The organism is Nodosilinea sp. P-1105 (assembly GCF_012911975.1).
Classification (GTDB): domain Bacteria; phylum Cyanobacteriota; class Cyanobacteriia; order Phormidesmidales; family Phormidesmidaceae; genus Nodosilinea.
In genome coordinates, this window is the sequence record NZ_SMDQ01000022.1 from 16125 (window position 1) to 27872 (window position 11748).

The window sequence follows — 11748 nt, forward strand, 5'->3', positions numbered from 1 at the left end:
CTCCAAGGCGATCGCGATTACCGCTTGAAATCTTTTCTCTTCAATAAAGAAATACCTTGCACTGCCTAGAGACTTGATAGGCTGAGAGTAGTATTGTCGCCCCTCCACATTTCCAAGGGTTTCGTTGTCTATGCCGGTACTATCGTCCCAGCCCCAGTCTTCTGTGGTCAGTCCTGCCCCGTTACCCACGGGGCAGACCATCGTGCTCAACGTCAGCGGCATGAAATGTGCCGGCTGTGTGCGGGCAGTGGAAAATCATCTGGCCGGGGTGGAGGGGGTACGATCCGCAACGGTCAACCTGATCACCGAAGTGGCGGTGGTAGAAGCGGAAGCGGGCCAGGTCACCGCCGATGAGCTGGCGGCCCAGGTGGCCCAGGCTGGGTTTACAGCCACCCCCAGACCTGGGGATGGGACCGACTCGGCCGACCTGACAGACTGGGTAGAGCGCAAGCGTCAGGAGCAACAGCAACAGGGGCGGCGGCTGGCGATCGCGATCGCCCTGCTCATACTTTCCACTATTGGCCACCTGAAGCATTTCGGCTGGCTGACGGTACCGATACTCAGCGACCTGTGGTTCCACGCCCTGCTGGCCACCGTCACCCTGGTTGGTCCGGCCCGGCAAATTTTAGTGGACGGCTGGCAGGGGATGCAGCGACTGGCCCCCAACATGAATACCCTGGTAGCCCTGGGCAGTGGCAGTGCCTACCTGGCCAGTGTGGTCGCCCTGGGCTTTCCCCAGCTGGGGTGGGAATGCTTCTTTGACGAGCCGGTGATGCTGCTGAGCTTTATTTTGCTGGGGCGCACCCTAGAACAACGGGCTCGGTTTCAGGCGGCGGATGCCCTGCGATCGCTGGTGGAATTACAGCCCGCTGTGGCTCGGTTGATTGGGGATCCGACCAGTGCTGAGACGGCCCAAGCCGGGGTTGAGGTGCCCGCCCACTCGGTGCAGAAGGGGGAATGGGTCCAGGTGCTGCCCGGCGAGAAGATCCCCGCCGACGGTACGGTGGTGGCCGGACAGGGGACTGTGGATGAGTCCATGCTGACCGGCGAGTCCATGCCGGTGCTCAAGCAGCCGGGGGACACGGTGGTCGCTGGGACCTTAAACCAGTCAGGGGCGATCGCCCTACAGGTGACCGGCACCGGTCAAGACACTGTGCTGGCTCAGATGATTCGCCTGGTGGAAACGGCCCAGGGCCGCAAAGCGCCGATCCAGCGACTGGCGGATGTGATTTCTGGCTACTTTACCTACGGGGTAATTACCCTGGCGACCCTCACGTTTCTATTTTGGTATTTTGTCGGGCTGCCTGCCTGGCCCCAGGTGATGGATGCGGCTCTGGGCATGGCCCATGCAGGGCACCAGATGACGATGACATCATCCACCCTGTTAGTCAGTCTGAAACTGGCGATCGCGGTGATGGTGGTAGCCTGCCCCTGTGCGTTGGGGTTAGCCACCCCCACGGCGATTTTGGTGGGGTCTGGCCTTGGGGCTGAACGGGGCCTGCTAATTCGTGGGGGTGATAGCTTAGAGACCATTCACCACCTGGATAGGGTGGTGTTTGACAAGACTGGCACCCTCACCTCAGGTTCACCTGAGGTAACGGCCATTCACTGTGTTGATCGAGGGCTGACCGAGGCGGACCTGCTACAATTGGCCGCCACTGTAGAAAGCGGTACCCGCCATCCCCTGGCCCTGGCAATTCAGCAGGCGGCCACCAGCCGAGATTTATCCCTTTTACCGGCTGATGATTTTCAGACCCAACCGGGGCTAGGGGTTATGGCCCAGGTCACTTGGCAAGGGCAGGGGGTTGCCTGTGTCCTAGGCAATCAGGCCTGGATGACAGAACAGAGCCTTGATCTGTCTGCGGCGGTGCAAACCCAGGTCACTGACTTAGCCAATGCCGGGCAAACAGTGGTGTATGTGGCACTGGGGGACCAGGTGGTGGGGCTATTGGCGATCGCCGATCAGCTGCGACCAGATGCGGCCCAGGTGGTGCAAGGGTTGCAGCAGCAGGGGCTACAGGTGCAGGTGCTAACGGGCGATCGTCCCGAAGTGGCTAGGGCGATCGCGGCCCAACTGAACTTGGATCCCAACCAAGTGCAGGCCGATGTGTCGCCCCAGGACAAGGTCGATGCCATTCGCCAACTCCAAGCCGCCCAGCACACTGTCGCCCTGGTGGGGGATGGCATCAACGATGCCCCGGCCCTGGCCCAGGCCGATGTGGGAATCAGCCTCCATTCCGGCACCGACATCGCCATGGAAACGGCTGACGTCATTCTCATGGGGGATCATTTGTCCGGGGTGCTGGATATCCTGGTCCTCAGCCGAGCCACTTTCAATAAAATCCGTCAGAACCTCGCCTGGGCCTTCGCCTACAACCTGGTGGCGATTCCCCTGGCGGCAGGGGTACTGTTGCCCACCGTCGGCATTAGCCTCAGCCCAGCCGCAGCCGGGGGTATGATGGCCTTCAGTTCGGTGGCGGTGGTGGTCAATTCGCTGCTGCTGCGGCGGCACGCTGCCCTGACGTAGCGGACACCTGGGTTCGCCCCTACGTCGCCTCCCTCACGTTGCCATTTCCTGGGGTTATCATTCCCCTGGCAGGGCGGACACCTGGGTCCGCCCCTACGGCATTCCCCCCTCCCCGACCGGTGCATTGCGCCCCAGGTTGACCACCAATATCTAGACCCCGACCGCTAATGCACCCTACAATTTCAATTCAAAATTCAAAATTCAAAATTCAAAATTCACCCCCCCCACCTTCCCCATCACCCCATCACCCCACTTCCCCATCACCCCACTTCCCCATCACCCCACTTCCCCATCACCCCACCATGCCCACCCCAACCAACCCCATCCCCCCCGGTCCCGGTCAAGAATCCGTTTGGGACTATCCCCGTCCTCCCCGAGTAGAGGAGTCATCTCGTCATATTCAGGTGCTCTTTAATGGCGTGGTAATCGCCGACTCTCGACAGACGAAGCGGGTTCTAGAAACCAGCCATCCGCCGGTTTACTACATGCCGCCAGTGGACGTACAAATGTCCTATCTGCACCCCAGTCCTCGCCGGACCTACTGCGAATGGAAAGGCAGCGCCCAATACTTTACGGTGGTTGTGGGCGATCGCCAGGTGGCCAATGGGGCCTGGTGTTACCCGCAGCCCACGGCAGAGCGATTTCTGGGTATCGCTAACTTTATAGCGGTTTACCCTGGCTTAATGGACGCCTGCTATGTGGATGGAGAGCAGGTTCAGGCCCAGCCAGGGGATTTCTATGGCGGTTGGATTACCCAGAATATCGTGGGGCCTTTCAAAGGGGGGCAGGGTACCTGGGGGTGGTAACTAAACCCCTAAGGCGAATTATGTCTGTCTAGATCCCAGGGTTCTGCCCTGGGACCTCCCAAAATTTATGATCTATAAACCTAAGAACCCTGGGATCTGGAGCGGCGTTTTAGTGGGGGTCTCAGTCGAGGGGGGAGTCTGGCACGGAACTACAGGTGGGGGCAATGCCCAGGGTATCGCGGCTGTTGGTGAGGACGTCTACGGCTCGCTTTAGCTTGGCCTCTAGGAAGCGTTTTTGATCCAGCAGTTGCCTGAGCTTTTGGTGTCGAGCAATGGCCAAGCTAATGGTGGATAGCTGTTCAGGCGGGCAGGGGAAATAGTGGACCCGGCCGTCTGAATCGAGACTACACAACCGGTAGGAGGGCGCATTGATCTCTGCGTTGGGGGCTAGGGCAGGGGGAGATCCACCAGCTTGCTCCACGGACTCGCACAGCTGATCGACATAACCTGATAGGGCCTGGGGATCACCATGACGTAGTAAAGCGGCATCAACCCCAGCCAGTCCCGCGTTGCTGTCGATAGTTTCTAGCCAGCCATCCACGATGGGGCCTTCCAAATAGAGGTCTTGAATCTGCTGCATCGTTTGCTTCAGGTCGTGGTGCCAGGTGTTAACCGCCATCTGAATATCTTGTAACACCTTGATCGCCAGCGCTGGGTTGGCATCGTGGCGATGGCGACTAAAGCTAGGTCGCTTGCGCCGGGGTAGGGCGGGCAGTTGGGAGGATGGGGGTTGGGTTGGGAAAGCAGTGACTGGGGTTTTGCTGGTCGTCTTGGCTGGGCCATGGCTGGCAATGTTGAAGGAGACAGTTCGCCGTGGTTCTGCCGCCACCGAGGGGGGCTGACCTGGGGCAGTAACGGGGGCCAGGGAGGGTAATTCAATCGATTCTGACGGATAAGCCATGGTGGTTGGACCCAGTAACGCCAGGGCGAAGGTTGGAAACCCATTGACGCGATCGCCCTCGATTCAATTTATACCTAAAATCGCTGGGTTTGAGCCACTCCCTATACATCTTCACCTAACCGCCAATTTGGGACATGGTACGGCTGTAGGCCCCCGTCACCCCCGAGTCTCGCATTTTGAAGTTAATGTCGGGCTTAGCCGCCAGCAGGTCTCCCACCTGGCGACGCAATTGCACCAAGTCTCCCCCCTGGCGCAAAGGTGTCTTGAGATCAAGTTGGCCGGTTTCGTTCAGCAGGCAGGGACGTAGCCACCCATCGGCCGAGAGGCGCATCCGGTTGCAGCGATCGCAAAAACATTCCGACATTTGACTAATGAACCCTACGGTGCCCATGGCCCCGGGAATTTGAAAGACATCGGCAGGACCGTTGCCAGTGACGGTACCGGCTTGTAGGCCCCAACGCTGACGAATGCGATCGCGAATCTGTTCCGAATCCACCCAGCCGCGGTGCTTAAATAAACTATCGTTACCAATCGGCATGAACTCAATAAACCGCACGTGCCACTGGCGATCCAGCGTTAACGCCGCCAGATCCAAAATCTCGTGATCATTCACCCCAGGGATCACCACCACATTCAGCTTTAGGGGGGAAAACCCAACCCGGTGCGCCGCCTGAATCCCTTGCCAGACGTCATACCAGCGCGATCGCCCCCGGCCACCGACAATCTGCTGAAACACCTCAGGCTCTAACGAATCTAAGCTGATATTAATCCGTCGCAGTCCTGCCTCCCAAAGGTCCTGGGCCAGCTTGCTGAGGAGAAAAGCATTAGTCGTCATAGCCAAATCCTGGGTCCCCGGCAACTGGGAAATGTCTCGCACAATCTCCACCACATCTGGTCGAATCAAGGGCTCTCCCCCGGTCAGCCGAAAGCGGCAAAATCCCAGGGGTAGAAATACCTGCTGCAGCAGAGTATTTAACTCGTCCCGAGTCAGCCAATCCCGCTGCTGCACATACTGCAAATCAACCCCCTCCGGCATGCAGTACTGACACTGAAAATTACAGCGATCAATCAGGCTAATGCGTAGGTAGTCAATGGTAGGCATTGGGTTAGCGGGGGGGATGGTTCAGGGAGTGCAGGATCAGTTTAGCAACAGATAGATTGTTAAAGCAGGCTGTGGCACTCTCATCCAGTGAAGACAATGGGGAAAGCTGCCTTTTGCCTTTGCCGCCGCCGAGGGTCGGTTATCGCGACTTACCGAACGGTTCTGGCAACGATAATCTAGCGAAGTTAGCACTCAACTAGAACGAGTGCTAAGTTGGTCACTGGAGAGCTGAAAGAGCAGGACATGGCAAAAAAAGTTTCCTTTGATGAGGCATCTCGGAAGTCTCTCGAAAAGGGCGTTAACGCCCTGGCGGACGCCGTTAAGATTACCCTCGGCCCCCGGGGACGGAACGTTGTGCTGGAGAAGAAGTACGGCGCACCGCAAATCGTCAATGATGGCATTACTATCGCCAAAGAAGTTGATCTGTCTGATCCCTTTGAAAATCTTGGGGCCCGCCTGATGCAAGAGGTGGCCTCTAAGACGAAGGACCTGGCTGGAGACGGGACCACGACGGCCACCGTGTTAGCCCAGGCCATGGTTAAAGAAGGGCTAAAGAATGTGGCAGCTGGCACTAACCCGGTCAGCCTGCGACGCGGTATTGAAAAGGCTGTGAATCTGTTGGTTAAAGAAATCGCGGCCATCGCCAAACCTGTCGAAGGGAATGCCACCATTGCCCAGGTGGCTACCGTGTCTGCTGGCAGCGATGAAGAAATCGGCAAAATGATTGCCGAAGCGATGGACAAGGTGACCAAAGACGGTGTGATCACGGTGGAAGAGTCCAAGTCTCTGTATACCGAGTTAGACGTCGTGGAGGGGATGCAGTTCGACCGCGGTTACATGTCTCCCTACTTTGTCACCGACCAGGAGCGGATGGTGACCGAGTTAGAAAACACCCGGGTTTTGATCACCGACAAGAAAATCAGTGCTATCCAGGATCTGGTCAGTGTACTTGAGCGCATTGCTCGGGATGGGGCTCCCCTGCTGATCATCGCTGAAGATATTGAAGGGGAAGCCCTGGCCACCTTAGTGGTGAACAAGGCTCGCGGGGTACTGAATGTGGCAGCGGTCAAAGCCCCCAGTTTTGGCGATCGCCGTAAAGCCATGTTGCAAGACATTGCTGTTCTGACTGGCGGTCAGGTGATTTCTGAGGAGGTTGGCCTCAACCTAGAAACCGTTGACCTATCAATGCTAGGGGTGGCCCACAAGGTGACAATCACCAAAGACACCACCACCTTAGTGTCTGACAGCGGCAACAAGGCCGACATCGATAAACGGGTAGCTCAAATTCGTAAAGAGTTAGAACTGACTGACTCTGAGTACGACAAAGAGAAGCTGTCCGAGCGGTTAGCGAAGCTGGCTGGCGGAGTGGCTGTGATTAAGGTAGGGGCGGCGACCGAAACCGAACTGAAAGACCGCAAGTTGCGCATCGAAGATGCTCTCAGCGCTACTAAGGCGGCTGTAGAGGAAGGGATCGTACCTGGTGGTGGAGCCACCCTACTGCATTTAGCCAGTAAGCTCGAGGGGTTCAAGGGTTCCCTGGATAATCCTGAAGAGGCGGTCGGGGTGGATATCGTCATGCGAGCGATTGAATCTCCCCTGCGGCAAATTGCCGACAACGCCGGCCAAGAAGGGTCTGTGGTGGTTGAAAAGGTGAAAAGTCAGAGTTTCCCCATCGGCTACAACGCCCTTACCGGTGCCTTCGAAGATTTGATTCAGGCTGGAATTATTGACCCTGCCAAGGTCGTTCGTTCTGCGCTGCAGGATGCGGCCTCGATTGCTGGCATGGTGCTGACCACTGAAGCCCTGGTGGCTGAAATCCCTGAACCTGAGCCCCCCGCTGGCGATCCCGGCATGGGTGGTATGGGCGGCATGGGCGGCATGGGCGGCATGGGCGGCATGGGCGACATGGGTATGATGTAGTCCCAGGCGCTAGCTATTCTGCCACAGGCGTCAGCCAGAACCATGGCTAGGGAGGCAGGAGGTTGCGATCGCAACCTCCTGCTTTCTGCTATGGGTATCAGCTATAGATTCAGTAGCAACTGTTGGGGATAAAGCTCTTGATACAACGTCTCAAGGTCGCCACGGCGATATAGATAACGGTTGCTGCGGCGGGAGGCGCGATACTCGCAACCCCGTTGATCCAGCTGCTGTTGTAGCTCTCGTTTTGTGCAGGTAAACGCCTTAGCAGCCTCCCGCAGGGGAATCCACTGCTGGGCAAATTGCTGACGCAGGGCACTATCGCTCAACTCCCCCAGTTGGGTGAGGAGTACATTGGCCAATAGCCAGCAAGCTTTCGTGTCTGCTAGGGCGCGATGCGATCGCCCTACATCAAAGCCAAAATGTTGAACCAGTTGGGGTAAGCTGCGAGATGGCAAATCTGCCAGCAGTAGCCGAGACAACAGGACCGTACAAAATTGCTGGCGATCGGGGCGTTGGAACGTTTTTCCTAAGCGATGATACTCCGACTGAATAAAGCTGTAGTCAAAAGTCAAATTATGAGCGGTCAAAGTTCCCTGGTTAAGCCGTGGCTGCAGCCCTGACCACACCGCCTCCGCCGTTTGCCCTTGACGCACCATCGCCGTTGTGATTCCGGTTAGTCGAGTAATCATGGCAGGCACAGACACATTGGCATTGACCATGACGCTAGTCTCATAGGTGATTCCCGCTTGCAGAGAGCCCTGAATCACCGCGATTTCAATCACCCGCCCATCTCTTGCACGGGAACCAGTCGTTTCCACGTCCACAACCGTCAACTGAGCTTCAGTAAGCTGTCGGTAATAGGTCAATAAATGGTCCGATAACAGGGTTGACTGAGCAATGCCAGAAGCAGAAACAGGAATCATGACCGATGCCAAGGAGGATAGTCCCTCTAAGGTGCCACAAAATTCGAGACCTGAAATATCTCCCAGAATATTTGGGGAGACTCGTCCCAGCGTAGCTCAGCTAAATACTAATCCAAACTAATCCAAGGTTTTAGCTGAATCAGCGGGAAGCCCCGCACTCTAGGTGTTAGCGTAAGCTTGCCGCAAGTAGAGCCTGAATGTCGGGATGTAGGCCGTAGTGAAATCTCCTGTGGTAGCGACAAAACTAGCTAGGGGTGAAATATCCCTAGCATTAAGAAGCTGATTGAATTTGTCGGGCTTAAGCGACTGACCGCCCCCCCCACTCAAGGGAAAACCGTTATCTTCTTTGTGCTTGATTAACGGATAGAGTTGGCATCAATGACTTCGTCAGCTTCGTCACTGACCTTTGATTTACGCCATAACCTTGTCCACCGCTCTTTCACGATCAACCATAGAAATGGCAAGTCATCCAGCAGATAGCGCTTCCAAAGGCGTTTAGGCTCAGACATCAACCGGTATAACCATTCTAACCCCAACTGGCTAACCAACTCGGGTGCGCGCGGCTTATGACCAGCTTCAAAGTCAATGGCAGCCCCCACAGCTAAGAAAATATCAATGTTAGGCAGTTGATCCTTATGCTTAGCGATCCACTTTTCCTGCTTAGGAGCTCCAACCCCAACCACCAGTACATTAGCTGAGGATTGGCGAATCATGGTAAGGATTTTTTCACATTCTGCCTCATTTTTTTCAAATCCAAAGGAAGGAGAGTGGGCTTGCACGATAATCTGACGACCAATGCGTTGGTTAATCCGGGACTGAGCCTGGCGGGCCACTCCCTCTCTACCTCCTAACAGGAAGATCTTAATATGTTCGTTGTGGCGGTGGTGCTCACAAAACATGGGGAAGAGGTCGGAGCCGGAAATCTTGGCTTTGATAGGTGTGCCTAGGAATTTAGAAGCAAGCAATAACACCTGGCTGTCACAAACACGGAAGTCTGCCTGGCTGTAAGCTTTTACAAAATCAATATCCTTTTGGAGCTTCATTAAATGATCAACGTTAGGGGTAAAAACAACTCCTTTTTCTAGCTGCTCCAAGAAATCACTGACAGAAATATTATCAATCGGAATATTTAAAATCTCGACCTGATTTTGGATGCGCTCATACTGCTGCTTTCTCAATTCACGAGCAGTCGATTCTAAAGCAGCTTTACGAAACTGCTTGTAAAGTTGCTTTACATCCTGAGCTGGAACCTGCCGCGAACCGGCTGATTCTAGTTCAGGTGGTGAGATTGACTCGGTGGACAGTGGCTCCATAGGGCTATCTGTATTCAGGACTCTGTGCAAATATAGATTTAGATTTCTTTTAATAGCTATCCAGGGCAAATTGTTGGTCAGCGATCATAGGAGCTGACTAAACGCTACCCAACAGAACTTTGAATGTGTTTAGAAAGCCCCGATTAATCTAATGTCCAGCTCTTCCAGAAAGACAGGGCATATAACCTAAGCCAGATAAGAGGGGCGACATCACATGTCGAACGGTATCATAATTGTCAGTGAGGTAACACTATCGGTAAAGAAACTGTGTGTTGATCCTAAACGAGGGACTAACCCATGCCCTGTCTTTCACATCGGGTTCATAAAAGCTGAATAAGTGTGTAAAGTCTAAATAACTTGAGATTTAAAATCGGTGCATGTTCCCTAAAGGGACATGGGCTGCGGGATAGGCCGTCAAACGGGTATGTCTAGGGCGACCTGGGTCGACGGTCTACCTGACGTTAGCTCTGTACTCACTGTGTGGCTTTCCCATGACAGCTCAACCTCGCGATGTGCAAATCTATCAAATTGCGGCTGGCACGACGGTAATGCGGTGCCGCAGTTGGAACCGGCTGCGTTTTGAGATTGAATACGCCCTGGAACGGGGCACAACGGCCAATAGTTATTTGATCCAGGCAGATCGCACAGCCCTGGTTGATCCGCCGGGGGAGTCTTTCTGTGAGATGTTTGTGACCGCCCTGGAACGTCATATCGATCTCTATCAGTTGAATTTTGTGATTCTTGGGCATATCAACCCTAACCGGGCTGCAACTTTAAAGATTTTGTTAGGACGGTTGCCAGATATTACCGTTATCTGCTCTAACCCTGTGGCCTTGGCCCTTAAGGATTTATTGCCCGAAGCATCTCCTCGGGTGCGAGTAATTCGCAGCAGCGATGATCGATTGGATCTGGGGCAGGGCCATGAGTTACAGTTTGTTCCTATTCCCACCCCCCGTTATCCAGGCGGGCTAGCCACCTTTGATCCCTATGCTCAGGTGCTGTATTCCGATAAGCTTTTTGGCGCCCATCGCTGTGATGATGCCGTGTTTGATTTGGGCTGGGAGGCTCTGCTTGATGATCGTCGCTATTATTTTGACTGTTTGTTTGCCTCGGGTACGCGCCAGGTGCTGGCTGCCCTTGACCGATTAGAGGCGATTCCGTTTCAGGTGTTAGCCCCTGGTCATGGGCCAGTGGTGCGCTACAGTGCCCGAGAACTTTTCCACAGCTATCGTCAGTGGAGTCAGGCCCAAACAGCCCAGGACTTATCTGTAGCTTTAATCTACGCTTCCGCCTATGGCAACACGGCGACGATTGCTCAAGCCCTGGCCCGGGGGATAACCAAGTCAGGGGTCGCTGTGGAGGCGATCAATGCTGAACATGCGGATCCAGAAGAGATCAAAGCGGCTGTGGAGCAGTCTGCTGGTTTTTTGATGGGGTCGCCTACCCTGGGAGGCCATGCGCCAACTCAGATGCAAACGGCCCTGGGCATTGTGCTCTCGACCGCCTCTAAATCTCAGCCAGCCGGGGTCTTTGGCTCTTTTGGGTGGAGTGGGGAGGCGATTGACCTGCTGGAACGCAAGTTGAAAGATGGGGGTTACTCCCTGGCGTTTGAACCGATTCGGGTTAAGTTTAAGCCTACAGATGTCACCCTGAAATACTGTGAAGAGGTGGGGACGGACTTTGCCCAAGGACTGAAAAAAGCCAAGCGAGCAAAGCAGCCTCGCACCCCTGCTTCGGGGGTGGAACAGGCGATTGGGCGGATTGTCGGGTCTCTGGGGGTGGTCACAGCCCACCAGGGGGAGGTATCCAGCGCGATGTTAGCGTCTTGGATTTCCCAGGCTTCGTTTACGCCTCCTGGCTTTACAGTGGCTGTGGCCAAGGACCGGGCCATTGAGTCTTTGATGTATCCAGGTAGCTCGTTTGTGTTAAATATTTTGGCTGAAGGAAAACACCTGGGGCCAATGAAGCATTTTCTTAAGCCGTTTTCCCCAGGGGAAGATCGGTTTCAAGAGATTGATATTGACGTGGCTGACCATGGAGCACCAATTCTAAAAGATGCGATCGCCTACCTTGACTGCACTGTAGCCCAGCGCATGGAGTGCGGTGACCACTGGCTAGTGTATGCCACCGTCAACGCTGGGCAGGTGCTGGATAGCGACGCTAAGACTGCGGTGCATTTCCGTCAAACCGGTACCCACTACTAAACCGGTAGTCACGATTAATCTGTTATCTAGGGATCCAGCCTATCTCAGACTA

Annotated in this window: 8 protein-coding genes; 4 read left to right on the forward strand and 4 right to left on the reverse strand. The window is 55.1% G+C overall.

All coding sequences use genetic code 11. The features are described from left to right. Window positions 1–130 precede the first annotated feature (130 nt). Complete coding sequence (locus E1H13_RS11595; protein ID WP_169613579.1) at window positions 131–2527, forward strand: heavy metal translocating P-type ATPase; 2397 nt, start codon at window positions 131–133, stop codon at window positions 2525–2527. 302 nt (window positions 2528–2829) lie between these two features. Then, window positions 2830–3333, forward strand: a complete 504-nt coding sequence (locus E1H13_RS11600; protein WP_169613580.1) for a DUF427 domain-containing protein — start codon at window positions 2830–2832, stop codon at window positions 3331–3333. Between the two features lie 121 nt (window positions 3334–3454). Here the strand turns inward: E1H13_RS11600 and E1H13_RS11605 are convergent, their stop codons facing one another. Both E1H13_RS11605 and moaA read right to left on the reverse strand, forming a co-directional pair. Next, complete coding sequence (locus E1H13_RS11605) at window positions 3455–4234, reverse strand: hypothetical protein (protein ID WP_169613581.1); 780 nt, start codon at window positions 4232–4234, stop codon at window positions 3455–3457. 115 nt (window positions 4235–4349) lie between these two features. Beyond that, a complete protein-coding gene (gene moaA, locus E1H13_RS11610; RefSeq protein WP_169613582.1) occupies window positions 4350–5336 on the reverse strand; it encodes a GTP 3',8-cyclase MoaA in 987 nt (328 codons plus the stop codon). 243 nt (window positions 5337–5579) lie between these two features. Between moaA and groL the strand changes: the two genes are divergently transcribed. Continuing rightward, on the forward strand, window positions 5580–7256 hold the full coding sequence (groL, locus tag E1H13_RS11615) for a chaperonin GroEL (protein WP_169613583.1): 1677 nt from the start codon (window positions 5580–5582) through the stop codon (window positions 7254–7256). A gap of 101 nt (window positions 7257–7357) precedes the next feature. Here groL and E1H13_RS11620 read toward each other — a convergent pair whose 3' ends face one another. Together E1H13_RS11620 and E1H13_RS11625 are read right to left on the reverse strand one after the other, a co-directional pair. Beyond that, window positions 7358–8179 (reverse strand): 3'-5' exonuclease, encoded by an 822-nt coding sequence (locus E1H13_RS11620; RefSeq protein WP_169613584.1) that lies wholly within the window; start codon window positions 8177–8179, stop codon window positions 7358–7360. 356 nt (window positions 8180–8535) lie between these two features. Then, entirely contained in the window at window positions 8536–9492 is a 957-nt protein-coding gene (locus E1H13_RS11625; RefSeq protein ID WP_169613585.1) for a WecB/TagA/CpsF family glycosyltransferase, read from the reverse strand. A gap of 491 nt (window positions 9493–9983) precedes the next feature. Between E1H13_RS11625 and E1H13_RS11630 the strand changes: the two genes are divergently transcribed. Further along, window positions 9984–11696, forward strand: a complete 1713-nt coding sequence (locus tag E1H13_RS11630; RefSeq protein WP_169613586.1) for a diflavin flavoprotein — start codon at window positions 9984–9986, stop codon at window positions 11694–11696. Window positions 11697–11748: the final 52 nt, after the last annotated feature.

What these genes read in the sequence shown, in the direction of transcription:
- groL (WP_169613583.1), top strand. Translation starts at nt 5,580, where the DNA reads ATGGCAAAAAAAGTTTCCTTTGATGAGGCATCTCGGAAGTCTCTCGAA.
- E1H13_RS11625 (WP_169613585.1), bottom strand. Translation starts at nt 9,492, where the DNA reads ATGGAGCCACTGTCCACCGAGTCAATCTCACCACCTGAACTAGAATCA.
- moaA (WP_169613582.1), bottom strand. Translation starts at nt 5,336, where the DNA reads ATGCCTACCATTGACTACCTACGCATTAGCCTGATTGATCGCTGTAAT.
- E1H13_RS11630 (WP_169613586.1), top strand. Translation starts at nt 9,984, where the DNA reads ATGACAGCTCAACCTCGCGATGTGCAAATCTATCAAATTGCGGCTGGC.
- E1H13_RS11605 (WP_169613581.1), bottom strand. Translation starts at nt 4,234, where the DNA reads ATGGCTTATCCGTCAGAATCGATTGAATTACCCTCCCTGGCCCCCGTT.
- E1H13_RS11620 (WP_169613584.1), bottom strand. Translation starts at nt 8,179, where the DNA reads ATGATTCCTGTTTCTGCTTCTGGCATTGCTCAGTCAACCCTGTTATCG.
- E1H13_RS11600 (WP_169613580.1), top strand. Translation starts at nt 2,830, where the DNA reads ATGCCCACCCCAACCAACCCCATCCCCCCCGGTCCCGGTCAAGAATCC.
- E1H13_RS11595 (WP_169613579.1), top strand. Translation starts at nt 131, where the DNA reads ATGCCGGTACTATCGTCCCAGCCCCAGTCTTCTGTGGTCAGTCCTGCC.